Source organism: Streptomyces sp. Ru71 (assembly GCF_002920535.1).
Classification (GTDB): domain Bacteria; phylum Actinomycetota; class Actinomycetes; order Streptomycetales; family Streptomycetaceae; genus Streptomyces.
Genome location: NZ_PQSS01000010.1, coordinates 33,353 through 59,070 on the forward strand (window position 1 = coordinate 33,353; position 25,718 = coordinate 59,070).

Genomic DNA, 25,718 nt, shown 5'->3' on the forward strand with positions numbered 1-25,718 from the left:
CTATCGCCCGCCGCCCCGCGCCGCCGAGTCGGGGTTCTCCTGTACCGGGGCGGCGTTCTGGCCGGCGCCTTCGGCTTCGCCGCGTTCCAGGGCTTGTGTCGCTTGTGTTGTTTCCGCGATGGCTTCCTCGCCCCCGTCGCGGATGATGCGCAGGGCATCCCGCAAGGCCTGCCGCTGTTCGTCGCTCATCATGCCGAAGAAGGCGACGAGAGCGGCGGCGGGGTTGTCGCTCTGCCCCCAGGCGTCGTTCATCAGGGCGGCGGCGTAGGCGGCCCGGGTGGAGACCGCCTCATATCGATAGGCCCGGCCTTCCGCTTCGCGGCGCACCCAGCCCTTCTGATGGAGATTGTCCAAAACGGTCATGACCGTGGTGTAGGCGATCGACCGTTCCTGTTGCAGATCTTCCAGGACTTCTCGAACCGTGACGGGGCGGTTCCACTTCCACACCCGCGTCATGACCGCGTCTTCGAGTTCTCCCAATGGGCGAGGCACAGCTCAGACGATAGTGGGAGATCTCACCCTTGGCGTGCCGGACGGGCACTTTTAGTGACAATCGCGAACAAAAAGGGCGTACGACTCGGCAGCGGGGGCTGCGTGGGAGTCGTACGCCGGTGCAGGCGCCGCGGCGGGACGGCCGGGGACGGTCGCGGTCAGGCGTCGCCGGCGGCGGAGGCCTGGCGGGTGTTCTCCACGCGCGCGAGGGCGGCGTCGACGGCCGCGTCCTCCTTGGCCTTGTTGGCGCCGCCCTGGGTCTTGACGATCACCCGGATCACGCCGACGAAGAAAACGGCCATGACGACCGGGGGCAGGAGCGCGGAGACGTAGTCCATGGCTCCAGAGTAGCCAGGCGCGCGTGCGGATTTCGGGCGGGGTCGGACGATTCGGCCGGCCCCGCCCGGGGTGCGCGGGTGCGGGAGCGGTCAGCCGGCCGCCAGTTGCCGGGGCGGCTTGGCGGGGGCCGGGGCCGGCTTGCGGCGCGGGAAGACCTCGCCGGGGGTCGGGATCGGGCGGCGGGCCGGATCGGGGGCCGAGGGGGACGGCTGGGGCGTCGAGGCCGGCTTCTGCCCCGGCTTCCTCTCCGGCGTGTCGCCGTCGCCGGCCGCGACGGCGGCATCCGCGAGGTCGTCCGCCGCCGTGCGGCCGCCAGGGAGCGCCAGCAGGCGGGTGCGGCAGGCGGGCACGGTCGGTACGGCGCCGGCGGCGGCCTCGCGAGCCGCCGTGCCGCGCGCCAGACGGGCCCGTACGTCCTGTTCGGCCATGGCCTGGCAGCGATCCAGCAGGGCGGCCGCGACGGGGTTGCCGCGCAGGGCGCGCAGGGCGGCCAGGTCGTCGGGGTCCGGCCGGTATCCGGCGCCCAGCGCCTCGTCGAGCAGCGTGAGGTAACCGGCCGCGGTGCCCGGGAGCGCCGCGCGGTAGCGGCCGAGGTCGGCCACGAGGAAGGCGCGCAGCCGGGCGCCCTCGCGCATCGCCTCGTCTAGGGACTCTGCGAGACGGAGACAGTCCTGGACGTCCTCGGCCGAGGCGGGGGCGGGGTTCAGGGCGAGGGCGAGAGCGCGGCGGAGCACACGCAGCTCCTCCACGCCGAACGCCATGCCGCCGCGGGATCCGTATGGCGTGGGCATGCGGCGACCATACGCGCTAATCAGACAAACCAGACACACCGAACGGGCGTGGCGCAACGAGCCACCCGGGTGCACGCGCGAGCGGGCGTACGTCGGGGCGCCGCCCGGCTCGCGCCGGGCGGCGCCGGAGTACGCGGTGGCCGGCGTCCGGGCCGGCCCCCGCCCCGCACCATCCGCACGGTCCGCGTCACATGCGGGCGACGTTCCGCTCGTAGACCAGGCGCAGGCCGATCAGGGTCAGCCACGGCTCGTGTTCGTCGATCTCCGAGGACTCGCCGAGGACCATCGGGGCCAGGCCGCCCGTCGCGATGACCGTGACGTCGTCCGGGTCGTCGGCGAGCTCGCGTGCCATCCGGCTGACGACCCCGTCGACCTGGCCGGCGAAGCCGTACACGACGCCCGCCTGCATGGCCTCGACGGTGTTCTTGCCGATGACACTCCGCGGCCGGGCCACCTCGATCTTGCGCAGCATCGCGGCGCGCATGCCGAGCGCCTCGACGGAGATCTCGATGCCGGGGGCGATGACGCCGCCGACGTACTCCCCGCGCGCGGAGACCGCGTCGAACGTCGTCGCCGTGCCGAAGTCGACGACGATCGCCGGGCCGCCGTACAGCTCGTTGGCCGCGACGGCGTTGATGATGCGGTCGGCGCCGACCTCCTTCGGGTTGTCGAACTGGATCGGCACACCCGTCTTCACACCGGGCTCGACCAGCACGGCGGGCACGTCGCCGTAGTAGCGCCGCGTCACCTCGCGCAGTTCGTGCAGCACCGAGGGGACCGTCGCGCAGATGGCGATGCCGTCGATGCCGTCTCCCAGGTCCTCGCCGAGGAGGGGATGCATCCGCATCAGGCCCTGGAGGAGGACGGCCAGCTCGTCCGCCGTGCGGCGGGCGTCCGTGGAGATGCGCCAGTGCTCGACGATCTCCTCCCCGTCGAACAGCCCGAGGACGGTGTGCGTGTTGCCTACGTCGATCGTCAGCAGCATGACCGGCCCCTACTCCGCCTCGCGCAGGTCCAGGCCGATGTCCAGGATCGGCGAGGAGTGGGTCAGGGCGCCGACGGCCAGGTAGTCCACGCCGGTCTCGGCGTACGCGCGCGCGTTGTCGAGCGTCAGCCGGCCCGACGCCTCCAGCAGGGCCCGCCCGCCGACGATCCCGACGGCCTCGGCGCACTCGGTGGGCGTGAAGTTGTCCAGCAGGATCAGGTCCGCGCCGGCGTCCACGACCTCGCGCAGCTGGTGCAGCGTGTCGACCTCGACCTCGATCGGCACGTCCGGGAAGGCCTCCCGTACGGCCTTGAAGGCCTGCGCGACGCCGCCCGCGGCCACGACGTGGTTGTCCTTGACCAGGGCCGCGTCGGACAGCGACATGCGGTGGTTGACGCCGCCGCCGCAGCGCACCGCGAACTTCTCCAGCGAGCGCAGCCCCGGCGTGGTCTTGCGGGTGTCGCGCACGCGCGCCTTCGTACCGTCCAGCGCGTCCGCCCACGCGCGCGTGGCGGTGGCGATGCCGGACAGCCGGCACATGATGTTCAGGGCGCTGCGCTCGGCGGTCAGCAGGTCACGCGTGCGCGTGGTGACCGACAGCAGCTTCTGCCCGGCCTCGACGCGGTCGCCGTCCTCGACGTGCCGCTCGACCTCGAACTCGTCGGTGCACACCACGGAGAGCACCGCCTCGGCGACCCGCAGGCCCGCCACGACGCCCGCCTCGCGCGCGGTGAAGTCGGCGGTGGCGACGGCGTCCTCGGGGATGGTGGCGACGGTCGTGACGTCCACGCCGTGGTCCAGGTCCTCCTGGATGGCGACGTTGGCGATGTCCTCGACCTCGACGGGGTCGAGTCCGGCGTCGGCCAGGAGCTGCGCGAGCGCGGGGTCGAGCCCGCACTCCAGGTAGTCCTCGTCGGCTTCTGCGCCGCAGGCACAGCCGTCGCCGCAGCCGCCGTTCGAGGCGAGGGGAAGGTCGTGATCGGTCACTTGGGTCACTGCTCCTGGTAACGCTGGGGCGCGGGGGCCTCGGGGCGGGTCGGGGGGAAGTCTGCGCTGTCGGTGGTGTGCACGGCGAGGGACCGGTCGGGATTGAGCGTCACGACGATGTGGCGCCGCCAGTGGGTGTCGTCGCGTCCGGTGCGGTCCTCGCGCCAGTGGCAGCCGCGGGTCTCCTCGCGCCGCTGGGCGGCGGCGACCAGGACGCGGGCCACGCACAGGAGGTTGGTGGCCTCCCAGGTGTCGACGCCGGGCTCGGCGGTCTTGCCGTTCTCCTCCAGCGCGTCGCGGGCCTCGGTGTGCAGCCGCTGGAGCTGGTCGGCGGCCTTGGCGAGGGACTCCGCGGAGCGCAGCACGCCCGCGCCCTCGGTCATGATCCGCTGGATGGCGAACCGGGTCTCAGGGGCGAGCAGCGGGTGCGCGGGCGTGTCCGGGTAGGGCACGGGCTCGGGCACGCGCGCGTCAAGGCCGCTCGCGGCGTGGCTCGCGGCGATGTCGTCGGCGATGCGCTCGGCGTAGACCAGGCCCTCCAGCAGGGAGTTGGAGGCGAGCCGGTTCGCGCCGTGCACGCCGGTGCAGGCGACCTCGCCGCACGCGTACAGGCCCGGGACGGTGGTGCGGCCGTGGGAGTCGGTGCGCACGCCGCCGGAGGCGTAGTGGGCGGCCGGGGCGATCGGGATGGGCTCGTGGACGGGGTCGATGCCGTGGGCGCGGCAGGCGGCCAGGATCGTCGGGAAGCGCTGTTCCCACATCTGGGCGCCGAAGTGCCGGGCGTCGAGGAACATGTGCTCGGCGTCCTGCTCCAGCATGCGGCGCAGGATGCCCTTGGCGACGATGTCGCGCGGGGCGAGCTCGGCCAGTTCGTGCTGGCCGACCATGAAGCGCACGCCGTCGGCGTCGACCAGGTGGGCGCCCTCGCCGCGCACCGCCTCGGAGACCAGCGGCTGCTGGCCCTCGGCCTCGGGTCCGAGGAACAGCACGGTCGGGTGGAACTGCATGAACTCCAGGTCGGAGATCTCCGCGCCCGCGCGCAGGGCGAGCGCCACGCCGTCGCCGGTGGACACCGACGGGTTGGTGGTCGCCGAGAACACCTGGCCCATGCCGCCGGTGGCGAGGACGACCGCGGGCGCGTGCACGGCGCCCACGCCGTCGTGCTGGCCCTCGCCCATGACGTGCAGGGTGACGCCGGCGGTGCGGCCGTCGGCGTCGGTGAGCAGGTCGAGCACGAGCGCGTTCTCGACGGTCCGCATCCCCCGCGCGCGTACCGCCTCGACCAGGGCCCGGGAGACCTCGGCGCCGGTCGCGTCGCCGCCCGCGTGGGCGATACGGCGCCGGTGGTGGCCGCCCTCGCGGGTGAGCTGCAGGCCGCCCTCGGCGGACTCGTCGAAGTGGGCGCCGGTCGCGATGAGCCGTCGTACGGCGTCGGGGCCCTCGGTGACGAGGACGCGCACGGCCTCCTCGTCGCACAGTCCCGCGCCGGCGACCAGGGTGTCCTCAAGGTGCTGCTCGGGGGTGTCGCCCTCGCCGAGGGCGGCGGCGATGCCGCCCTGCGCCCAGCGGGTGGAGCCGTCGTCGAGGCGGGCCTTGGTGACGACGACCGTGTTCAGGCCCGCGGCCTCGCAGCGCAGGGCCGCGGTCAGGCCGGCGACGCCGGAACCCACGACCACCACGTCCGCGGTGATGGACCACCCGGGTGCGGGCGCGTGCAGTCGTATGCCTGTGCTGGTCACGAGGCGGCTCCGAAGGTGAGAGGAAGGTTGTCGATCAGCCGGGTCGAGCCGACCCGGGCGGCGACGGCGAGGACGGCCTCGCCGGTGAAGTCGTCCCCGATCTCGGTGAAGTCGGACGGGTCGACGAGCGCGAGGTAGTCCAGTTCCAGCGGCGGGTCCAGGCGGGCGGCCTCGTCCAGGACGGCCCGCGCGGCAGCCCGTACGGCGGCCGGCCCGCCGGGGGCGGCGGTGGCGACGGCGTGCGCGTCGGCGGCGGCGCGGGACTCGCCGAGGGCGCTGAGCGCCTCGGCACGCGCGTGCGTGGCGGGCACCTCACGCGCGCGTGCGCGCAGCGCCTCCTGGGCGGCGTGCCGGTCGCGGCCGGCGAACAGCGCGCGGGAGAGCGCGAGCGCGGTGCGCCGCTCCTGCGGGGACAGGTAGCGGTTGCGGCTGGAGAGGGCGAGCCCGTCGTCCTCGCGGACGGTGGGCACGCCGACGATCTCGACGCCGAAGTTCAGGTCGCGCACCATGCGGCGGATCAGGGCGAGCTGCTGGGCGTCCTTCTGTCCGTACAGGGCGACGTCGGGGCGGGTGAGGTGCAGCAGCTTGCCGACGACGGTGAGCATGCCATCGAAGTGGCCGGGGCGGGAGGCGCCCTCCAGGCGCTCCCCCATGGGACCGGCGCTGATGCGGACCTGCGGCTCGCCGCCGGGGTAGACCTCCTCGACGGAGGGCGCGAAGACGACGTCGGCGCCGGCCTGCTCGGCGATCTTGAGGTCGGCCTCCAGGGTGCGCGGGTAGCGGTCCAGGTCCTCGCCCTTGCCGAACTGCAGCGGGTTGACGAAGACGGTGACGACGACCTCGCCGTCGGCGCCGGCGATCCCGCGCGCGGTGCGGATGAGCGTGGCGTGGCCCTCGTGCAGGGCACCCATGGTCATCACGACGGCGCGACGGCCCGCACGCGCGCGTGCGTGGAGTTCGTCGGCGGTGCGCAGCAGGGTGGTGGTCATCGGGCGTCCCCTTCGATGCCGTCGGTCCCGTCCGTTGCGTCGGTCCCGGTGGCGAGTACCCCGAGGAGGTCCTCGGCGAGTTCCGGCTTGAGCAGTCCGTGGGCGAGCGCGCGGTCGGCGGTGGCGCGGGCCATCGCCAGATAGCCGGCGACGGTCTGCGGGGCGTGCTTGCGCAGCTGTTCGACGTGCGCGGCGACCGTGCCGGCGTCCCCGCGCGCGACGGGCCCGGTCAGGGCGGCGTCGCCGGAACGCAGGGCGTTGTCGAGGGCGGCACCCAGCAGCGGGCCGAGCATCCGGTCGGGGGCCTCGACACCGGCCTCGCGCAGCAGCTCCATGGACTGGGCGACCAGGGTGACGAGGTGGTTGGCGCCCAGGGCGAGCGCCGCGTGGTACAGCGGGCGCATCTCCTCGGCGATCCACTCCGGTTCGCCGCCCATCTCGATGACGAGGGCCTCGGCGGCCAGCCGCAGCTCCTCGGGGGCGGTGACGCCGAACGAGCAGCCGGCCAGGCGCTGCACGTCCACGGGGGTGCCGGTGAACGTCATCGCCGGGTGCAGGGCCAGCGGCAGCGCGCCCGCGCGCAGGGCCGGGTCGAGCACCTTCGCGCCGTACCGACCGGAGGTGTGCACGAGCAGCTGGCCGGGCCGTACGGCACCGGTCTCGGCGAGGCCCGCGACGAGGCCGGGCAGGGTGTCGTCGGGGACGGTCAGCAGCACCAGGTCGGCGCGCTGGAGGACCTCGGCGGGCGGGACGAGGGGCACGTCGGGCAGCATGAGCGCGGCCCGCCTGCGGGAGGTGTCGGAGACCCCGGAGACGGCGACCGGGCGGTGCCCGGCGAGCTGGAGGGAGGCGGCGAGCGCGGGGCCGACGCGTCCGGCGCCGACGACGCCGACGGTGAGCCGCGCGGGGCGGTCCCTGGGATCTGGCTGTTGGCTTGTACTCACGCGACGGCGGCCTTCCGTTCCAGTCCGCTCCGGGTACCGGACGATTTCTCGTCATGTTAACGCTATCGGGTCGGAGGGCGTTCGTTCGTCCACAGGCTGTGGGTTACGCCACGCCGCGCCGGGTGCCCTGGAGCGGGGCCATGGGCGCGCTGCGGAGGGGCCCTGCTGAGAACGCGGAGGGCCCGGCTGGGAACGCGGAGGGGCCCGGCGGGAAAAGCGAATGCCCGCCTTATCGGCCGCACGGCATGATCGCGCGCATGAGCGATGCGGCGGAGCAGGACGGACAGCGGGCGGACGGGCAGGGCGGCACGGCGCCGCAGCCGGAGGGGGGCTCGGCCGACGGCTGGCGCGAGCGGATGCGCGACCGGCGCCTTGTCGCGCACAGGGGCGCGCAGCGGGTGCTCTCGCGCCCCGGCTATCTGTCCTCGCTCCGCGACCGTCTGGCGTTCCTGGAGCGCGCGGCGCAGCTGTACGACCTCGACGAGCGCCCCGACCAGTACGGCGACGGCATCGTGGAGGCGCTGGAGCGCAGGGTCGCGGAACTGCTCGGCACCGAGGCCGCCGCGTTCTTCCCGACCGGCACCATGGCCCAGCAGGTCGCCCTGCGCTGCTGGGCGGGCCGCACCGGCAACCCCACGGTCGCCCTGCACGCGCTGGCCCACCCCCAGGTGCACGAGGGCGGGGCGTTCACCGTCGTCAGCGGACTGCGCACGGTCACCGTGACCAGCGCGCCACGGATGCCGACGGCGGAGGAGGTGCGCGCCTTCCCGGAGCCGTTCGGGGCGCTGATGCTGGAGCTGCCCCTGCGGGACGCCGGTTTCCTGCTGCCGTCCTGGGAGGAGCTCACCGAGGTCGTGGAGGCGGCACGCGAGCGCGACGCCGTCGTGCACTTCGACGGCGCGCGCCTGTGGGAGGCCACGGCCCACCTCGGCCGCCCGCTCCAGGAGATCGCCGGCCTGGCCGACAGCGTCTACGTGTCGTTCTACAAGTCCCTCGACGGCTTCGGCGGCGCGGCCCTCGCCGGCCCCACGACCCTGGTGGAGGAGGCGAAGACCTGGCGGCACCGCTACGGCGGCATGGTGCTGCAGCAGTTCCCGACCGTGCTGTCCGCGCTGGCCGGTCTGGAGTGGGAGCTGCCCCGGCTGCCGGAGTACGTGACGCACGCGCGCGTGGTCGCCGCCGCGCTGCGCGAGGGGTTCGCCGAGGCCGGACTGCCCTGGGCGCGCGTGCACCCCGAGGTGCCGCACACCCACCAGTTCCAGGTCTGGCTGCCCTACGACCCGCACCTGCTGTCCGAGGCGGCGGTGCGCCAGGGCGAGGAGACGAAGACGCTGCTCTTCCAGAGCCCTTGGGACGAGGCCGGACCAGGCATGGCCCACACCGAGGTCACGGTGCGCGCCGCCGGCCTGGAGTGGAGCGAGAGCGACGTGCGCGCCGCCGTCGCGGACTTCGTCACGCGCGTGCGTGCCCTCGCCGCCTAGCGCGTACGCGGACCGGGCGGCCGGCGAGCACGGCGCGGAAGCGGCCGTACTGCCTCAGCTCGCGCAGCAGTTGCCACGCGCGGGTGCCCGGCGCGGGCGGGACCGCCTCGCCGTGTTGCCGGGCGCGGTGGGCGTCGAGGAGGTACTGCTGGGTGATGCTCATGACGGATCGCCTCTTCGGGACGTGGAGTGCGGGAAGGGTCCGAAGGCTCCGCGGCTGCCCCGGTGACCTCAGCCTGCGCCGCGGTCGCGGCACGAGTCCCGCCGATTGACGGCGGCCGTCAATCGACGGGGGCGCTGTCAGTGGTGGGGTGCACCATGGGGTCATGAGCGTGCGCATCGACATCACGGGCCTGCCGCCGGAGCGGATCTCCGTCGTGCCTTCGCCGCTCGCCGAGCTCGGGATGGCCCTCCACGCGCTCAGCGAGCCGGGCCACCATCCGCAGTTGCAGGGGTGGGCGACGGCGGTGTCGTCCCGGCTGGACGCCAACCTGGCCGACCGCCTGTGCGAGGCGGACTTCCTGTGGCGCACCACGTTCTCCGACGTCTTCGCCCCGTTCGCCGGAGTCCCCGGCCGGCGCACCATTCCGGGCGGCACACTCGCCGAGGAACTCGACCTGCTGGACAAGCTGACCGACGAACAGTTCGTGCACGCGGCCCTGGAGTTCACCTGCCAGCTGCGCTACGACCTGCCGGAGCCGAGCCCGCTCGACGACGCGGCGCTGCGCCGGCGCGCGCTGGACCTCGCGGCCGCGCGGGGCAGCGTCCAGGCCCGCTTCACCCGCCGGCTGCTGGAGGACCCGCCGGCCGTGCGGGCGTGGCTGCGCCAGCTGCTGGAGGACTGCGACGAGGCGTTCTTCGCCGACATCTGGGCGCGGGTCCAGCCGCAGCTCGCCGCGGACGCCCGGCACAAGACGGAGCTGCTGCGCCGCAAGGGCCTCGCGGACGCCCTCACCGCCGTGTCCAGCGCGGTGACGCTGGACGAGGAGGCCGAGGTCATCACGGTCGACAAGATCATGGACGGCCACACGGCCACCGGCGACGGCGGGCTCCTCCTCGTCCCGACCAGCCTGGGCTGGCCCCATGTGATGGTGCTGCACCGCTACGGCTGGCAGCCCGCGATCACCTACCCGGTCAGCGGCTCGCGTCCGCAGGCGCTGACCGTCGAGCAGCTCACCCGCCGGATGGACGCCCTGGCCCACCCGGTGCGGATGCGGCTGTGCCGTCACCTGGCCCGCGCCCCGCACACCACGAGCGAGCTGGCGGACGCACACGGCATGACCGCCCCCGAGATATCCCGGCACCTCGGCGTCCTGAAGAAGGCGGGCCTGATCACCACCCGCCGCCGCGGCCGTTACGTCCTGCACCAGCTGGACGTGACGATGGTGGCCCGGCTCGGCAGCGACTTCCTGGAGGGAATCCTCCGGTAGCCGGCCGGGTCAGTCGAAGCGGATGTGCCGCAGGCCCACGCCCGCCTGGCGCAGGCGGGTGCGCAGACGCCCCTCCCTGTTCGGGGCCAGTTGGAGCCCGGCCAGGACGGCGATGCGGTCGGCGGTCTTCGCCACCGTGGTGTGGTCGGTCCACAGGTGCTCGGCGAACTCGGGCTTGGCCAGCCGCTCCAGGCAGTGGTCGAGCTGCTGCACGGCCCAGCTCTCCCGGCGCAGCCCGGCGTTCCGCCCGGCGGCGAAGCCCAGCAGATGGCCGAAGCCGCGCTCCCGCAGCCGCTTCAGCACCGTCTCGCGCTCGGCCAGCAGCGTGAAGTGCCGGACGTCATGGCCGAGTTCGCGCAGGCGGCCTACCGTCTCGGCGAAGTACCCCGGGTCCGTGACCGTCATGGGGGCGATCACCACGCCGTCGTGCCCGGTGAGCGCGAGGTCCAGCACCTCGACGACGCCCTGCCGCCAGGAGACCAGGTCCTGGAAGTCCTCGATCAGCGGCCTCCGGCCGCGGGCGCCCCGCAGTTCCGGCGGCAGCATGCGGCGCAGACCGAAGCCGGCGTGCTCGGGGTCGCAGATGACACTGCCCGGCAGCCGGCGCCGTATCTCGTGTGCCGTCTGTGTCTTGCCGCCCCCGAAGGGGCCGTTGATCCACAGGAGCATGGCCCGACACCCTACCGGCGCCGCACCGCCCGGTCAGCCGTCTCGGCGAGTCAGCCGTGCCCACCGGCCCGCACCAGCCCGGTCTCGTAGGCGAGGACCACCACCTGCACGCGGTCGCGCAGCCCCAGCTTGGTCAGGATGCGGCCCACGTGCGTCTTCACCGTCGCCTCGGACAGCACCAGGCGGGCGGCGATCTCCCCGTTGGACAGGCCCTGCGCGACCAGCACCATCACCTCGCGCTCCCGCTCGGTGAGCCGCTGCAGCTCCTTGGCCTGCGGCTCCTTCGCGCCGGAGGGCAGCATCGGCGCGAACCGGTCCAGCAGCCGCCGCGTGGTGGAGGGCGCGACGACGGCGTCGCCGCTGTGCACGGCCCGGATGGCGGCGAGCAGATCACCCGGCGGCACGTCCTTGAGCATGAAGCCGGAGGCGCCCGCCTTCAGCCCGGAGAACGCGTACTCGTCCAGGTCGAAGGTGGTCAGGATCAGCACCTTGGGCGGGTCCGGCTCGGAGCAGATGCGGCGGGTGGTCTCGACGCCGTCCAGCTTCGGCATGCGGACGTCCATCAGGACGACGTCGACGGCCGTCGAGCGCAGCACCTGCAGAGCCTCGACACCGTCACCCGCCTCCGCGACGACCTCCATGTCCGGCTGGGCGGCCAGCACCATCCGGAACCCGGTGCGCAGCAGCACCTGGTCGTCGACGAGCATCACGCGGATCGTCATCGGGCCTCTTCCGTTGTGAGGGTCACAGGGTCGGTCAGTGCGCCGGCTTGAGCGGCAGGAGCGCGCTGATGCGGAATCCTCCGCCGGGGCGCGGGCCGGCGTCCAGGGTGCCGCCGACCATGCCGACCCGCTCGCGCATGCCGATCAGGCCGTGGCCCTGGCCGTCGACGCCGCCCTCCTCGTACAGCTCGTGCGGGGCGCCCTTGCCGTCGTCCTCGATCAGCAGGCCGAGGCCGTCGTCGAAGTACACCAGGCGCACGCTGGCGCCCGCGTTGGGCCCGCCGTGCTTGCGCGTGTTGGTCAGCGCCTCCTGCACGATCCGGTACGCGGTCAGCTCGACGCCGCTGGGCAGCGGACGGGGCGTGCCCTCGACCTTGAAGTCGACGGGCAGCCCGGAGCTGCGGCACTGCTCGACCAGGTCCTCGATCTGCCGCACGTCGGGCTGCGGGACGTACTCGCCGCCCTCCTGGTGCTCGCCGGTGCGCAGCACGCCGAGCAGCCGGCGCATCTCGGCGAGGGCCTGCCGGCCGGTGGAGGAGATCGTCTCCAGGGCCTTCTTGGCCTGGTCGGGGGCGGCGTCCAGGACGTAGGCGGCGCCGTCGGCCTGGACCACCATCACGGAGACGTTGTGCGCGACGACGTCGTGCAGCTCGCGCGCGATCCGGGCGCGCTCGGCGGCCACCGCGACCTTCGCCTGCGCCTCGCGCTCCTTCTCCAGACGGGCGGCGCGCTCCTCCAGCTGCGCGTAGTAGGCCCGCCGGGTGCGTATCGAGTCGCCGAGCACCCAGGCCAGCGCGAAGGGCACCGTCTGGAACACCACCACGGCGACGTTGCCCGCCACGCTCGCGTCCTGGTTGGGCCAGCGCAGCTGCGCCGCGGTCGCGGCGCTCAGCCCGACGGCCAGGGCCAGCCGGGACGCCCAGCGGGCACCGGTCGCGGCGACCGTGTAGACGATCACCAGCATCGCGAAGTCCGCGGCCATCGTCTCGACGTCCAGCGCCAGCTGGGCCACCCCGAGCGCGACGGCCAGCAGCAGCATCCGCTCCGGCATGCGCCGGCGCAGCGCGACCACCAGGCACAGCAGCAGCGCCACCGGGACGATCAGCGCCGGGGCGTCGGTGCCCCGGGTCGCCTGGCCGGCCACCGCGGACATCAGGGAGATCCCGAACAGGACGACGGCCCAGAAGGCGTCGACCCCCATCGGGTGTCTGCGGAGGAAGTCATAGAGGCGCTGCACGTAACCCAGCGTAGGGAAACGAGATAGGTGCAGGGGTCAACCGGAGGGCCGATCCCCGTCTGGCGGGCGTACTCCGCAAGGTGGAGGTGGTGATCACCTGTGCGCCTAGTCTGGGCGGGTGGGCGAGGAGACGACGGACGGCGCGCGCGGCCGGGCGGCCGCGGGCGGGGACGCAGCGGACGGCTGGCGCGGCTGGCGGGCCGCGACCGAGGAGGCGCTGTACGGCGCCGACGGCTTCTACCGCGGGCCGGAGGGGCCGGCCGGGCACTTCCGTACGTCCGTGCACGCCTCGCCGCTGTTCGCCCGGGCCGTGGCGGCGCTGCTGGGGCGGGTGGACGAGGCGCTGGGCCGGCCCGCCGTGCTGGACTTCGTGGACATGGCCGCGGGGCGCGGGGAGCTGGCCGCCGGGGTGCTGGCCGCGCTGCCCGCCGAGGTGGCCGCGCGCACGCGCGTGTGCGCCGTCGAGATCGCCGGGCGCCCCGACGGACTCGATCACCGGATCGAGTGGCGGGCCGAGCCGCCGCGGGAGATCACCGGGCTGCTGTTCGCCAACGAGTGGCTGGACAACGTGCCCGTGGACGTCGCCGAGGTGGACGCCGCGGGCGTGCCCCGGCAGGTCCTGGTCCGGCGCGACGGCACCGAACGGCTCGGCGAGCCGGTGTCCCCGCAGGACGCGCGGTGGCTGGCCCGCTGGTGGCCGCTGGCGGCCGAGGAAGGGCTGCGGGCGGAGATCGGGTCACCGCGGGACGAGGCGTGGGCGTCCGCGGTCGCCTGCGTCGGGCGCGGGCTCGCCGTCACCGTGGACTACGCCCATACGGTGGCGACGCGCCCGCCCTTCGGCACGCTGACGGGCTTTCGCGAGGGGCGCGAGACGGCACCCGTACCGGACGGGTCGTGCGACATCACCGCGCACGTGGCCCTGGACGCGTGCGCCCTGCCGGGCGGGCGCACGCTCCTCCAGCGCGACGCCCTGCGCGCCCTCGGCATCACCGGCGCACGTCCCCCGCTCGCGCTCGCCGCCACGGACCCCGCCGGCTATGTGCGCGCCCTCGCGGGCGCCGGTGAGGCGGCCGAGCTGACTGCGCCGGGCGGCCTCGGCGACTTCGGCTGGCTGCTCCAGCCGGTGGGGATCGTCGATCCCCTGGACGCCGTATGAGCTACTTGTCGATGTCGCCGACCACGAAGAACATCGAGCCCAGGATCGCCACCATGTCCGCGACCAGCGTCCCCGGCAGCAGCTCGGTCAGCGCCTGGATGTTGTTGTACGACGCCGAGCGCAGCTTCAGCCGGTACGGGGTCTTCTCGCCCTTGCTGACCAGGTAGTAGCCGTTGATGCCGAGCGGGTTCTCGGTCCACGCGTAGGTGTGTCCCTCGGGCGCCTTCAGCACCTTCGGCAGCCGCTGGTTGATCGGTCCCGGCGGCAGCTCGGCGAGCCGGTCCAGGCAGGCGTCGGCCAGGTCGAGGGCGTTGTGGGTCTGCTCCAGCAGGCACTCGAAGCGGGCGAGGCAGTCGCCCTCGGTGCGGGTGACCACCTTCAGCGTGTCCCGCAGCTCCCCGTAGGCCAGGTACGGCTCGTCGCGGCGCAGGTCGAAGTCGACGCCGGAGGCGCGCGCGATGGGGCCGCTCACACCGTAGGCGTGCACCGTCTCGGGGGTGAGCGTGCCCACGTCCCGGGTGCGGCCGCGGAAGATCTCGTTGCCGAGCACCAGGTCGTCGAAGACGTCCATACGGGAGCGCACGTCGGCGACGGCGGCACGCGCGCGTGCGGTCCAGCCGGCCGGCAGGTCCTCCTTGAGGCCGCCGACGCGGTTGAACATGTAGTGCATGCGCCCGCCGGAGACCTCCTCCATGACGTGCTGGAGCTCCTCGCGCTCCCGGAAGGCGTAGAAGATCGGCGTGATGCCGCCGAGCTCCAGCGGGTAGGACCCGAGGAACATCAGGTGGTTGAGCACCCGGTTCAGCTCCGCGAGCAGCGTGCGCGTCCACACCGCGCGCTCGGGCACCTCCATGCCGAGCATCCGCTCGACGGCGAGGACCACACCCAGCTCGTTGGAGAACGCCGACAGCCAGTCGTGGCGGTTGGCGAGCACGATGATCTGGCGGTAGTCACGCGCCTCGAACAGCTTCTCCGCGCCGCGGTGCATATAGCCGATCACCGGCTCCGCGCTCGTGATGCGCTCGCCGTCCAGGACGAGCTTGAGCCGCAGCACGCCGTGCGTCGACGGGTGCTGGGGCCCGATGTTGAGCACCATGTCGGTGCTCTCAGCGGCGCCGCCGATCCCGACCATGGTCTCCGTCGTAGGAGTCATGGACACAGTCTCTCCTACGTACGCTGACCGTATGGAGACGGGGAGCCCGCAGGACCGGCGGGATGGGGAAGACACGGGGACGACGGGGGAGGCGGAGGTGGCGGCGGAGCCGGTGTGGACCGGTCTGCCGCCGGGGCTGCTCCGGATGCGGCGGCTGCTGCTGGTGGTGTGGCTGGGGGTGCTCGCGCTGGCGCTGGGGTTGCTGCTGGGGCTGCTCGTCGGGCCGGCCTGGGCGGCGTTCGCGGTGGTGCCGCTGGCGCTGATGGCATGGGGCTGGGTGCTGCTCGGCCGCAACTGGCACTCCTGGCGGTACGCCGAACGCGCCGACGACCTGCTGATCAGCCGGGGCGTGCTGTGGCGGGAGGAGACCGTCGTGCCGTACGGGCGGATGCAGCTGGTGGAAGTGACCTCCGGTCCCGTCGAACGGCACTTCGGGCTGGCCAGCGTGCAGCTGCACACCGCGGCCGCCGCGACCGACGCGACCATCCCGGGCCTGGACCCGGCCGAGGCGGAACGGCTGCGCGACCGGCTCACCGAGCTGGGCGAGGCCCGATCGGCGGGGCTGTGACGGCGCGGGGGGCCGCCGGCGGTGTGGACGGTGTGGGCGCGGAGCCTTCTGTCGTCGAGCGGCGGCTGCATCCGGTGACGCCGCTGCGGCGGGCGTGGGCGCCGATCGCCGTGATCATCGGGTGGGCGGTGCACGACCCCGACCAGGCGCAGCGGCAGCTGACCCGGCTGACCACCACGACGCTGCTGATCGCGGTCGCGGTGATCGTTCCGGCGGCCGCGCTGTACGGGTTCCTGACCTGGTGGTTCACCCACTTCGCGGTGACCGGGACGGAGCTGCGCATCCGTACCGGGCTGCTGTTCCGGCGTACCGCGCACATCCGGCTGGAGCGGATCCAGGCCGTCGACGTCACCCAGCCGCTGCTCGCGCGGATCGCGGGGGTGGCGAAGCTGCGGCTGGACGTGGTGGGCGCGGAGAAGAAGGACGAGCTGGCGTTCTTGGGGGAGCGTGAGGCGCGTGCGCTGCGCGCGGAGCTGCTGGCGCGCGCCGCCGGGTTCGCGCCCGAGACGGCGCACGAGGTGGGTGAGGCACCGGCGCGGGAGCTGCTGCGCGTGCCGCCGCGGGTGCTGGCGCTGTCCCTTGTGCTGACGGGGGCCACGTGGGGTTCGCTGATCGCCGCGCTCGTCGTGCCGCCGGTGCTGTGGCTGGCCACCGACAGCCTGTGGACGGTCATCGCGACCGCGGCGCCGCTGTTGGGCACGGCCGGCGCGAGCAGTGTGGGGCGGTTCGTGGCGGAGTACGACTGGACGGTCGGCGAGTCCCCGGACGGGCTGCGCATCGACCGGGGGCTGCTGGACCGCAGCCACGAGACGGTGCCGCCGGGGCGGGTGCAGACGGTGCGGCTGGTGGAGCCGCTGCTGTGGCGCCGGCGGGGGTGGGTGCGGGTGGAGCTGGACGTGGCCGGCTCGTCGAACTCCGTGCTCGTGCCGGTCGCTCCGCGGGAGGTCGCGGAGTCGGTGGTCGCGCGGGTGCTGCCGGGGGTCGTGGTGCCGGGGGCGTTGTCCCGGCCGGGGCGGCGGGCCGGGTGGTGCGTGCCGGTGTGGTGGCGGGGGTACGGGTTCGCCGTCACCGGGGCGGTGTTCGCCGCCCGGCGGGGGTTGCTGCGGCGGGAGGTGGCGCTCGTGCCGCATGCGAAGGTGCAGAGCGTGCGGCTCACCCAGGGGCCGTGGCAGCGGCTGTGGGGGCTGGCCGACGTGCATGTGGACACGGGGGCCGACAAGACGGTCACCGCGCGGTTGCGGGGGGCCGGGGAAGCGGGTGAGTTGCTGCGGGCGCAGGCGGAGCGGTCGCGGACGGGGCGGAGGGGGGCGCTTCCGGATCGCTGGATGACGTGAGCGTGCCCTCGTCTGCGGGTGCCTGCGGCGCCGGGCCGGTTTTCGTCTGCGGGTGCGTGGTGGCTGGTCGCGCAGTTCCCCGCGCCCCTTGGATGCCTGCGGCGGCCCGTTGCTGTCGCGTCGTGGCGTGCGTAGCGCCTGCGGTTCGTTGTGGGTCGGGGCCGGGGTGGGGGGTATCCGTCCTCGGTCCGGCCCATTGTCCCCGACGCGCTAGCTGTTGGCGGTGCCGGCCGCTGCGGGCGGACACCCCCCACCCGTCCCCTTCCCGCCGTCGGCGGCTTTCCCCGCATAGCTGCGGGCAGTCGTGCCTCCCCCAGTGCCTTAAGGGCCTGGGAGGTGCCCCCAGGGCGGCACGGGTGGGCGCTGGGGGTCCCCCCTGCTCGAAGAGCTTGGGGGAGGCGCCCCGCCAGCGCCGGTGAGCGTGACCCACCCCTGGCCAACCGCAGCTCACCTCGGCCCAAAGAACCGACGGAGTCAGCTCGCTGCCGTGCGGAGGTTCTGGACGTCGATCTGTTCGGTCTCGTCGTGGGCCGTCAGGTCGATGACCTGGCCCGCGCGCGGCGTGTCCTCGTCGGCCGGCTTGAAGTCGGTCTCGGCCTTGTGCAGCGCGAGCGCCTCCTGGCCGACGACATCGGCGAGGTCCTCGTTCTGGACGGCCTCCAGCGCGTCGGGCGTCGGCGACGTCTTCGTACCGAAGAAGTCGAACCCGCCCTCGACCACCGGACGGGCCGGCGTGGGCGGTACGACGGCCACGGCGGTCGGCACGGCGAAGTGCCCGCCCTGCCGGTGCGCGGAGGGCGCCTCGGCCTCCGTCGCGGTCGTCTCCGTGGCGGCGGCCGCGTGCTCGGGCCCGTCGGCCGCCTCCGGCTTCCCCTCGGCCTCGTCCTCCCGCGCGGCCGTGCTGCCGGTGGCCAGGCGGGTCAGCGCCGCGTCGGCCGCGGCGTACAGGCGCGCGCCCTCGCGGGAGAAGGCCGCAGGCGCCGGCTCGGACTCCGCGTTCCTGGGCGGGGCCGGGGGCAGTTCGCGGACCGGGGCCACCGTCTCCAGTTCCAGCAGCCGGCGGCCCTCCAGGGCGCTGGCCCGCTCGGTCTCCGCGGTGGCGTACCGGCGCAGCAGGGCCGCGTGCTCGTTGCGCAGGCCCGCCAGTTCCGCGCGCTTGGCCCGCAGCCGCTGCTCCAGCTTGGCGCGCAGTTCGCGGGACTCCTCCAGGTCGGTCTCCAGTTCGGCGACCCGCTCCTCGTGCCGCCATTCGTCGCCGGCCCGCGCGCGGGTGAGTTCGGCGACCTGCTTGCCGGCCTGGATGTCCCAGCGGCGCATGATGACGGCACCGAGGACGGCCGTCACCGCGGCGGCCCCGGCCAGGACGCGCAGCACCAGGGCTTCCGTGAACAACCAGGGGCCCAGGGCGCACACGAGGGAGACGCCCGCGATCGCCGACGGTGGGAGCAGCCTGTGCAGGGGCGGGGAATGGCGGTGACGTCCACGTGGCATGGCCAGAAACTTACCGCGCGTAGGCGAATCGTGAAGCCCCGGCCCGTAAAAACGCAGTCATGGACGGAGATTCACGAAGCATCGACGAAAGCCAAGGGACACAAGGGCTCAGCCCGCCGTCAGCCGGCCGCTGAGCCACGACAGCGACTCGGGGATCTCACGGCGCCAGGTGTTGAAGTTGTGGCCGCCGCTGTCGAGGATGATCGACGACACGCGCGTACGCCCGTTCGCCTTCACCGCGTCGATGAACTTCAGCGTGCTCTTGTAGTTGTTCTCCCCCACCTTGCTGCTGGTGACGAGCAGTGAGGTGTCGGGTGCCGGCGTGTGCTTGAGGAACCACATCAGGTCCGCGCGGTTGCGCAGCTGCTTGTCGTCGTGGAAGAGGTCGCCCGTGGTCGGGTCGACCGGCGCCTTGTAGTACGCCGACAGGCCCACGGCCGCCGCGTACACGCTCGGGTGGTGCAGCGCGAACTTCAGCGCGCAGTAGCCGCCGGTGGAGTCGCCTATGACGCCCCAGGAGCCGGGCGCGCGGTTCACCCGGTAGTGCCCGCTCACCGCTTCCGGCAGGTCCTTGGCGAAGAAGGTCTCCGTCTGCGGGCCGCCCGGGACGTCCACGCACTCGGTGTCGCGCGGCGGCGCGACCGTCGGGCGCATCATCACCAGGATCATCGGCTGCATCCGGCCCTGTTTGGCGAGGTCACGCGCGGTGCGCGGGTAGTGCAGCTTGTCCACGAGCGCCTCGGCCGTGCCGGGGTAGCCGGTCAGCACGACGGCCGCGGGGAACGTGCGCGTGCGGTACTGCGCCTGGAAGTACTCGGGCGGCAGATAGACGTACGCGGGCGTCGCGATGTGGGTCGTGGTGCCGGTGACGGCGATCTTCTGTATCTGCCCGCCGATCTCCGGCCGCCCGCCGCCCGTCTTGCTCACCTTGCGGGTGTCGAGCACCTGCAGCGGGCCGCCGTCGGGGCCGTGCGCGTTGTGGTCGACGACCACGCCCTGGCCGGTCTCCTGCCCGAACAGGTCGGCCCAGCTGGCGTAGAAACCGAAGGAACGGTTCGCCGCGAGTCCCACGCACGCGAACAGCGTCACCTGTGTGACGAGCAGCAGCCCGACCCGCCCGCTGACCGCACGCCAGTTGCGGCGCGACAGGCGCGGCCACAGCCACACCGTGCCGACGAACAGCACCACGGCGACCACGATCGCCAGCAGCAGCACTTTCTTGCTCGTGAGACCCATGAGGGCTTCTTCCTGCGCTTTCGTCCGGGCCCGGCGCATCCCCACTTCCTTCGCGTGGGCTTGCCCCGGACTTTCCTCGGCCTTTGAACCGGCTTTGACGGGGCGAGTGAACCTCTCCCCCCGAGACACCGTCCTAGAGGACGCAATGTCGCCGGATGCCCGTTACGGCACCGGATTCAAGGTCTCTCGCAGAACTACGGGATGCGATGTCTGTCAGGGAAGATGGGGAAATGTCGGGCGGGGTTCCGAGCCGATCAAGCCGGGTGCGGCGCGTCGTGCGCGGCCCGCGCCCCGAGGCCAGTCCGGTCCTCGTCGGCAGAGCGGCCGCACTCGTGGGCGTCCTGGACATCGCCGCGGGGGTCTTCCCGCGGTTCAGGCACAGCCGTATGCACGAGATCGCCGAGGTGCTGCCCGGATCGTTCGGGCCGTTCGCGGCGGCGGTCTCGCTGGCCGACGGCATCCTGCTGCTGCTCCTCGCCCACGGCCTCAAGCGCGGCAAGCGCCGCGCCTGGCGTGCCGCGGTCGTCCTGCTGCCGGTCGGCGCGGTGGCCCAGTTCGTGTACCGGCACTCGGTCATCGGAGTGCTGATCTCCGCCGCGCTGCTCGCGCCGCTGATCCTGCACCGCGAGCAGTTCACGGCCCTGCCCGACCCGCGCAGCCGCTGGCGGGCCCTGGCCAACTTCGTCCTCATGAGCGCCGGTTCCCTCGTGCTGGGGCTGATCATCGTCAGCGTCCACCCGAACCGGATGGTCGGCGACCCGAGCCTGGCCGATCGACTCACGCATGTGATCTACGGCCTGTTCGGCTTCGAGGGCCCCGTCGACTACCAGGGCAACACCTCCTGGACCGTCGCCTTCTCCCTCGGCGCCCTCGGCTGGCTGACCGCCGTCACCACCATCTACTTCGCCTTCCGGCCCGAGCACCCGGCCGCCCGCCTCACCGAGGACGACGAGGCACGGCTGCGCGAACTGCTCGCCAAGCACGGCGGACGCGACTCCCTCGGCCACTTCGCGCTGCGCCGCGACAAGGCCGTCGTCTTCTCCCCCAGCGGCAAGGCCGCCGTCACCTACCGCGTCGTCTCCGGAGTGATGCTCGCCAGCGGCGACCCCATCGGCGACGTCGAGGCCTGGCCCGGCGCCATCGAACGCTTCATGGACGAGGCCAAGGCCCACTCCTGGACGCCCGCCGTGGTCGGCTGCTCCGAGACCGGCGGCGAAGTGTGGACCCGTGAGACCGGCCTCGACGCCCTCGAACTGGGCGACGAGGCGGTGGTGGACGTCAAGGATTTCTCCCTGTCCGGCCGTGCGATGCGCAATGTCCGCCAGATGGTCAAGCGCATCGAGCGGGCGGGTTACGAGACGCGGGTGCGGCGTATCGCTGACCTCGGCGAGGCCGAACTGGAGCGCATCCGCCGCGCCGCCGACGACTGGCGCGGCACCGACAACGAGCGCGGCTTCTCCATGGCCCTGGGCCGCCTCGGCGACCCCGCCGACGCCGACTGCCTCATCGCCACCGCCCACAAGGCCGACGACGAGCCCGGCGACTACGGCGACCTCAAGGCGATCCTGCACTTCGTGCCCTGGGGCCGGGACGGTGTCTCGCTGGACCTCATGCGGCGCGACCGCAGCGCCGACCCGGGCATGAACGAACTGCTGATCGTGGCCGCCCTGCAGGCCGCCCCGAAGTTCGGCATCGAGCGCATCTCGCTCAACTTCGCCGTCTTCCGCTCCGCGCTCGCCCGCGGCGAGAAGCTCGGCGCCGGCCCGGTGCTGCGCACCTGGCGCGGGCTGCTGATCTTCCTCTCCCGCTGGTTCCAGATCGAGTCGCTGTACAAGTTCAACGCCAAGTTCCAGCCGCGCTGGGAGCCGCGCTTCATCGTCTACCGCGCTTCCGCCGACCTGCCGCGCATCGGCTTCGCCTACATGCAGGCCGAGGGCTTCGTGAACCTCGCCCCGCCGCTGCCGCGCTTCCTGCGCCGCCGCGCCGCCAGCCGGCGCCCGTGCGCCCACGGTCTGGCCGAGCGGGACGTGCGCGCGGCCTGACCCCACCGGTACGCGCGCGTGCGCCGGGCACCACGCACGCGCGCGTACCGCCTCGGCGGGGGGCCTACGCTGAACATATGAGCAACCACAGCGGACGCGGGCGCGTCGCGGGCCTTCCGGACTGGGACCGCTGCGCGGTCATGGGTGTCGTGAACGTCACCCCCGACTCCTTCTCCGACGGCGGCCGCTGGTTCGACACGACCGCCGCCGTCAAGCACGGCCTCGACCTCGTCGCCCAGGGTGCCGACCTGGTCGACGTCGGCGGCGAGTCCACCCGCCCCGGCGCCACCCGGGTCGACGAGGACGAGGAGCTGCGCCGGGTCATCCCCGTGGTGCGCGGTCTGGCCTCCGAGGGCGTCATCGTCTCCGTGGACACCATGCGCGCCCGCGTCGCCGCCCAGTCCCTCGCGGCCGGCGCCGCCCTGGTCAACGACGTCAGCGCCGGCATGGCCGACCCCGCGATGATCCCGGCGGTCGCCGACGCCGGCGCCCCCTTCGTCGTCATGCACTGGCGCGGCCTGCTGGAGGGCAGCAACGTCCGGGGCCACTACGACGACGTCGTCGGCGAGGTCGTCGGCGAGCTGCACGCGCGCGTGGAGGCCGCCCTGAACGGCGGCATCGCCCCCGAGCGGATCATCGTCGACCCCGGCCTGGGCTTCTCCAAGGACGCCGAGCACGACCTGGCCCTCCTCGCCCACGCCGACCGCCTCCACGCGCTCGGCCACCCGCTGCTCATCGCCGCCTCCCGCAAGCGCTTCCTCGGCCGCATCCTGGCCGGTCCCGACGGAGCGCCACCGCCCGCCCGGGAGCGCGACGCGGCCACCGCCGCCGTCTCCGCGCTCGCCGCGCAGGCCGGCGCGTGGGCGGTACGCGTCCACGAGGTGCGCGCCACCGCGGACGCCGTACGGGTCGCACGCGCCATAGAAGGGGCGCGCACGGCGCAGCCGACCACGCCCGGTGGGCACGAAGGAACCCGGTGAGCGCCCCGCACACCGACGTCGAGCAGGTCGAAGCCGCCAACACGGCCTTCTACGAGGCGCTGGAGCGGGGCGACTTCGAGGAGGTCTCCTCGATCTGGCTCACCCCGGCCGACCTGGGCGTCGACGAGACCTACCACGACCCGGCCGACGCCGGCGTGGTCTCCTGCGTGCACCCCGGCTGGCCCGCGCTCACCGGCCGCGGCGAGGTCCTGCGGTCGTACGCGCTGATCATGGCGAACACCGACTACATCCAGTTCTTCCTCACCGACGTGCATGTCTCGGTCACCGGCGACACCGCGCTGGTCACCTGCACCGAGAACATCCTCAGCGGCGGCCCCGCCCCGGCCGCGGGCGAGGAGCTGGGCCCGCTCGTGGGCCAGCTCGTGGTCGCCACGAACGTGTTCCGGCGCACGCCGGCGGGCTGGAAGCTCTGGTCGCACCACGCTTCGCCCGTTCTGGCGGAAAACGACGAGGAAGAGGGCGAGGAGTCACCCTCCTGAGTGGGTAGGCGATCTTCGGGAACGCCCGCTGGGACCAAGAAGTGGTTGGAATCACGGGCACTCGGGTAAGGGCGGCTACCAGCCCGTGAGCCACCGGGTTTCCCAGGGGAAACGCCCGGTGAACCCTTCCCGACCCGCGCCGGCCCGGCCCCCCGGTGGCCCGGCGCTGTCAGTGCCCGCAGGTAGATTCGACTGTGGCCGGCCCACCGCCCGCACGCGGTGGGCACCGGCCGCACCCGACGATTGCAGGAGTGATTCGCGTGGATCGTGTCGCGCTGCGCGGCCTGAAGGCCCGCGGGCACCACGGTGTGTTCCCCAAGGAACGCGAGGAGGGCCAGACCTTCATCGTGGACCTCGTCCTTGGCCTGGACACCCGGCCGGCCGCGGCCGACGACGACCTGGCGAAGACCGTGCACTACGGCATCGTGGCCGAGGAGGTCGTGGCCGTCGTCCAGGGCGAGCCCGTCGATCTCATCGAGACCCTCGCCGAGCGCATCGCCCAGGCCTGTCTGAAGCACGAGGGGGTCCAGGAGGTCGAGGTGTGCGTCCACAAGCCGGACGCCCCGATCACCGTCCCCTTCGACGACGTGACCGTCACGATCACCCGGAGCCGAGTATGACCGCACCCTTCACCAAGGGTCACAGCGACCCGACCGTACAGCCGGTGCCCGCCTCCGTCGTCGAGCAGGTCGACGCCGCCGACACCACGCTGCAGAACCCCAAACGCGCCGTGATCGCCCTCGGCGCCAACCTCGGCAACCGCCTGGAGACCCTGCAGGGCGCCATCGACGCCCTGGAGGACACGCCCGGCGTGCGGGTCAAGGCCGTCTCCCCGGTGTACGAGACCGAGCCGTGGGGCGTGGAGCCCGGCAGCCAGCCGTCGTACTTCAACGCCGTGGTGCTGGTGAAGACGACGCTGCCCCCGTCCTCCCTGCTGGAGCGGGCGCACGCGGTGGAGGAGGCCTTCCACCGGGTCCGCGACGAGCGCTGGGGCCCGCGCACCCTCGACGTCGACATCGTCGCCTACGCCGGTGTCGTCTCCGACGACCCGCAGCTCACCCTCCCCCACCCGCGCGCGCACGAGCGCGCCTTCGTGCTCGCGCCCTGGTACGACGTCGAGCCGGAGGCCGAGCTGCCCGGCCGCGGCGCGATCGGCCCGCTCCTCGACGCCGTCACCCGCGAAGGCGTCGCGCCCCGCCAGGACCTGGAACTCCACCTGCCCGAGTAGTCGTTAAGGTCGAGGCGGGCCGCCGTCGCGGCCGCGCTGGACGGGAGCCGCCCGTCACCCGGTCCGGGGGAGCTGAAGGGTCACCGTGAGAGAGCTGCGCATCAGGGTGCTGGCCGGTGTGTTCGTCGTCGCCGGGATCCTGTCCTGGGCGGGCGCCCGCCTGTGGAACTCGGTCGGGACCCTGCCCAGCGTCCCGCTGGCCGCCCCCATCGTCCTGGCGCTGATCGCCGTGGTCCTGCTGGCCACGGCCCTCTCGCTGCGCGCCCGCCTCAAGGCCCAGCGCGAGCGGCGCCCCGAGGCCAAGGGCGTGGACCCGCTGATGGCGGCCCGCGCGGTGGTCTTCGGACAGGCCAGCGCCCTGGTCGCGGCCCTCGTCGCCGGCATGTACGGCGGCACGGGCGTCTTCCTGCTGGAACTCCTCGACATCCCGGCCCGCCGCGACCAGGCCATCTACGCCGGCTTCTCGGTCGTCGCGGGCATCGGCGTGATAGCGGCGGCGATCTTCCTGGAGCGCGTCTGCAAGCTCCCCGAGGACGACGAGAACAACAGCAACGGGGCGGCGCACCCGGTGTGACACCGCCCCGTGGAGGCACGTGGGCTCAGTTCGCCATGATCAGGCTCATCGCCTCGTTGCGGGTGGCCGCGTCCCGCAGCTGACCGCGCACCGCCGAGGTGATGGTCTTGGCGCCGGGCTTGCGGATGCCGCGCATCGACATGCACATGTGCTCGCACTCGACGACCACGATGACCCCGCGCGGCTCCAGGATCTCCATCAGGGAGTCCGCGATCTGCGTGGTGAGACGTTCCTGCACCTGCGGGCGGCGGGCGTAGACGTCCACCAGCCGCGCCAGCTTGGACAGACCGGTGATCTTCCCGCTGGTGGACGGGATGTAGCCGACGTGGGCGACGCCCCGGAACGGCACGAGATGGTGTTCACAGGTCGAGAAGACTTCGATGTCCTTCACGAGGACCATCTCGTCGTGGCCCAGGTCGAACGTCGTCGTCAGGACGTCCTCGGGCTGCTGCCACAGGCCCGCGAATATCTCCTTGTACGCCCGCGCCACGCGCGCCGGCGTCTCCCTCAGGCCCTCGCGGTCCGGGTCCTCGCCGACCGCGATGAGGAGTTCGCGCACGGCGTTCTCGGCGCGCTTCTCGTCGAACTCGCCGATGCTGCCTTCGCCGTCCAGCGTCACGGGGTCGGTCATCTGGTTCCTCGTTCCTCTAC

General features: G+C 73.3%; 27 protein-coding genes. 11 read left to right on the forward strand and 16 right to left on the reverse strand.

Features of this window, described 5'->3' with window-relative positions:
* From C3489_RS08780 to C3489_RS08815, 8 genes are all read right to left on the reverse strand, one after another.
* A complete protein-coding gene (locus tag C3489_RS08780; protein ID WP_181139584.1) occupies positions 1-492 on the reverse strand; it encodes a BlaI/MecI/CopY family transcriptional regulator in 492 nt (163 codons plus the stop codon).
* 158 nt (positions 493-650) lie between these two features.
* On the reverse strand, positions 651-830 hold the full coding sequence (locus C3489_RS08785; RefSeq protein ID WP_103781190.1) for a hypothetical protein: 180 nt from the start codon (positions 828-830) through the stop codon (positions 651-653).
* 90 nt (positions 831-920) lie between these two features.
* Positions 921-1,592 (reverse strand): hypothetical protein, encoded by a 672-nt coding sequence (locus C3489_RS08790; protein ID WP_103781191.1) that lies wholly within the window; start codon positions 1,590-1,592, stop codon positions 921-923.
* Positions 1,593-1,809: 217 nt separating this feature from the next.
* Positions 1,810-2,607 carry a type III pantothenate kinase gene (locus C3489_RS08795; protein WP_103781192.1) on the reverse strand — a complete coding sequence of 266 codons (798 nt, stop codon included), beginning with the start codon at positions 2,605-2,607 and terminating at the stop codon, positions 1,810-1,812.
* A gap of 9 nt (positions 2,608-2,616) precedes the next feature.
* Complete coding sequence (gene nadC / locus C3489_RS08800) at positions 2,617-3,594, reverse strand: carboxylating nicotinate-nucleotide diphosphorylase (protein WP_103781193.1); 978 nt, start codon at positions 3,592-3,594, stop codon at positions 2,617-2,619.
* Between the two features lie 5 nt (positions 3,595-3,599).
* On the reverse strand, positions 3,600-5,333 hold the full coding sequence (locus C3489_RS08805; protein WP_103781194.1) for an L-aspartate oxidase: 1,734 nt from the start codon (positions 5,331-5,333) through the stop codon (positions 3,600-3,602).
* Complete coding sequence (gene panC, locus C3489_RS08810) at positions 5,330-6,322, reverse strand: pantoate--beta-alanine ligase (RefSeq protein ID WP_103781195.1); 993 nt, start codon at positions 6,320-6,322, stop codon at positions 5,330-5,332. Before panC ends, C3489_RS08805 begins: the two co-directional genes overlap by 4 nt.
* Complete coding sequence (locus C3489_RS08815; RefSeq protein ID WP_103781196.1) at positions 6,319-7,266, reverse strand: Rossmann-like and DUF2520 domain-containing protein; 948 nt, start codon at positions 7,264-7,266, stop codon at positions 6,319-6,321. The genes panC and C3489_RS08815 overlap by 4 nt, the downstream gene beginning before the upstream one ends.
* A gap of 257 nt (positions 7,267-7,523) precedes the next feature.
* On the opposite strand from C3489_RS08815, the gene C3489_RS08820 reads away from it, so the two are divergent.
* Positions 7,524-8,747: a low specificity L-threonine aldolase gene (locus C3489_RS08820; protein WP_103781285.1), complete on the forward strand. Its 1,224-nt coding sequence runs from the start codon at positions 7,524-7,526 to the stop codon at positions 8,745-8,747.
* On the opposite strand, the gene C3489_RS08825 is transcribed toward C3489_RS08820, so the two are convergent.
* On the reverse strand, positions 8,719-8,910 hold the full coding sequence (locus tag C3489_RS08825) for a hypothetical protein (RefSeq protein WP_103781197.1): 192 nt from the start codon (positions 8,908-8,910) through the stop codon (positions 8,719-8,721). The two genes, C3489_RS08820 and C3489_RS08825, sit on opposite strands and share 29 nt — an antisense overlap.
* Before the next feature lie 163 nt (positions 8,911-9,073).
* Between C3489_RS08825 and C3489_RS08830 the strand changes: the two genes are divergently transcribed.
* Positions 9,074-10,177 (forward strand): DUF5937 family protein, encoded by a 1,104-nt coding sequence (locus C3489_RS08830; protein WP_103781198.1) that lies wholly within the window; start codon positions 9,074-9,076, stop codon positions 10,175-10,177.
* Between the two features lie 9 nt (positions 10,178-10,186).
* Here C3489_RS08830 and C3489_RS08835 read toward each other — a convergent pair whose 3' ends face one another.
* The 3 genes from C3489_RS08835 to C3489_RS08845 are packed head-to-tail and all read right to left on the reverse strand — an operon-like array spanning position 10,187 to position 12,805.
* On the reverse strand, positions 10,187-10,846 hold the full coding sequence (locus C3489_RS08835) for an AAA family ATPase (protein WP_103781199.1): 660 nt from the start codon (positions 10,844-10,846) through the stop codon (positions 10,187-10,189).
* Between the two features lie 50 nt (positions 10,847-10,896).
* Positions 10,897-11,568 (reverse strand): response regulator transcription factor, encoded by a 672-nt coding sequence (locus C3489_RS08840; RefSeq protein ID WP_103781200.1) that lies wholly within the window; start codon positions 11,566-11,568, stop codon positions 10,897-10,899.
* A gap of 34 nt (positions 11,569-11,602) precedes the next feature.
* On the reverse strand, positions 11,603-12,805 hold the full coding sequence (locus C3489_RS08845; protein WP_103781201.1) for a sensor histidine kinase: 1,203 nt from the start codon (positions 12,803-12,805) through the stop codon (positions 11,603-11,605).
* 118 nt (positions 12,806-12,923) lie between these two features.
* Here C3489_RS08845 and C3489_RS08850 point away from each other — a divergent pair, with 118 nt between their 5' ends.
* Positions 12,924-13,961, forward strand: a complete 1,038-nt coding sequence (locus C3489_RS08850; protein WP_103781202.1) for an SAM-dependent methyltransferase — start codon at positions 12,924-12,926, stop codon at positions 13,959-13,961.
* Between the two features lies 1 nt (position 13,962).
* On the opposite strand, the gene C3489_RS08855 is transcribed toward C3489_RS08850, so the two are convergent.
* Entirely contained in the window at positions 13,963-15,114 is a 1,152-nt protein-coding gene (locus C3489_RS08855) for an NADH-quinone oxidoreductase subunit D (protein ID WP_103781203.1), read from the reverse strand.
* 31 nt (positions 15,115-15,145) lie between these two features.
* Between C3489_RS08855 and C3489_RS08860 the strand changes: the two genes are divergently transcribed.
* Together C3489_RS08860 and C3489_RS08865 are read left to right on the forward strand one after the other, a co-directional pair.
* Complete coding sequence (locus tag C3489_RS08860; protein WP_103781204.1) at positions 15,146-15,682, forward strand: PH domain-containing protein; 537 nt, start codon at positions 15,146-15,148, stop codon at positions 15,680-15,682.
* Entirely contained in the window at positions 15,679-17,016 is a 1,338-nt protein-coding gene (locus tag C3489_RS08865) for a PH domain-containing protein (RefSeq protein ID WP_181139586.1), read from the forward strand. Before C3489_RS08860 ends, C3489_RS08865 begins: the two co-directional genes overlap by 4 nt.
* Positions 17,017-17,490: 474 nt before the next feature.
* On the opposite strand, the gene C3489_RS08870 is transcribed toward C3489_RS08865, so the two are convergent.
* Positions 17,491-18,507 (reverse strand): hypothetical protein, encoded by a 1,017-nt coding sequence (locus tag C3489_RS08870; RefSeq protein WP_103781205.1) that lies wholly within the window; start codon positions 18,505-18,507, stop codon positions 17,491-17,493.
* 108 nt (positions 18,508-18,615) lie between these two features.
* Positions 18,616-19,743 carry an esterase family protein gene (locus C3489_RS08875; RefSeq protein ID WP_103781206.1) on the reverse strand — a complete coding sequence of 376 codons (1,128 nt, stop codon included), beginning with the start codon at positions 19,741-19,743 and terminating at the stop codon, positions 18,616-18,618.
* A 230-nt stretch (positions 19,744-19,973) separates the two neighbouring features.
* On the opposite strand from C3489_RS08875, the gene C3489_RS08880 reads away from it, so the two are divergent.
* From C3489_RS08880 to C3489_RS08905, 6 genes are all read left to right on the forward strand, one after another.
* Complete coding sequence (locus C3489_RS08880; protein ID WP_103781207.1) at positions 19,974-21,785, forward strand: phosphatidylglycerol lysyltransferase domain-containing protein; 1,812 nt, start codon at positions 19,974-19,976, stop codon at positions 21,783-21,785.
* Between the two features lie 77 nt (positions 21,786-21,862).
* Positions 21,863-22,765, forward strand: a complete 903-nt coding sequence (folP, locus tag C3489_RS08885) for a dihydropteroate synthase (RefSeq protein WP_103781208.1) — start codon at positions 21,863-21,865, stop codon at positions 22,763-22,765.
* Complete coding sequence (locus C3489_RS08890) at positions 22,762-23,265, forward strand: nuclear transport factor 2 family protein (protein ID WP_103781209.1); 504 nt, start codon at positions 22,762-22,764, stop codon at positions 23,263-23,265. Before folP ends, C3489_RS08890 begins: the two co-directional genes overlap by 4 nt.
* Positions 23,266-23,525: 260 nt before the next feature.
* Entirely contained in the window at positions 23,526-23,885 is a 360-nt protein-coding gene (gene folB, locus C3489_RS08895; protein WP_103781210.1) for a dihydroneopterin aldolase, read from the forward strand.
* Complete coding sequence (gene folK, locus C3489_RS08900) at positions 23,882-24,493, forward strand: 2-amino-4-hydroxy-6-hydroxymethyldihydropteridine diphosphokinase (RefSeq protein ID WP_103781211.1); 612 nt, start codon at positions 23,882-23,884, stop codon at positions 24,491-24,493. Before folB ends, folK begins: the two co-directional genes overlap by 4 nt.
* A gap of 85 nt (positions 24,494-24,578) precedes the next feature.
* Complete coding sequence (locus C3489_RS08905; RefSeq protein ID WP_103781212.1) at positions 24,579-25,067, forward strand: DUF3180 domain-containing protein; 489 nt, start codon at positions 24,579-24,581, stop codon at positions 25,065-25,067.
* A gap of 25 nt (positions 25,068-25,092) precedes the next feature.
* Here the strand turns inward: C3489_RS08905 and folE are convergent, their stop codons facing one another.
* Positions 25,093-25,698 (reverse strand): GTP cyclohydrolase I FolE, encoded by a 606-nt coding sequence (gene folE, locus C3489_RS08910; RefSeq protein ID WP_103781213.1) that lies wholly within the window; start codon positions 25,696-25,698, stop codon positions 25,093-25,095.
* Between the last annotated feature and the right edge of the window lie 20 nt (positions 25,699-25,718).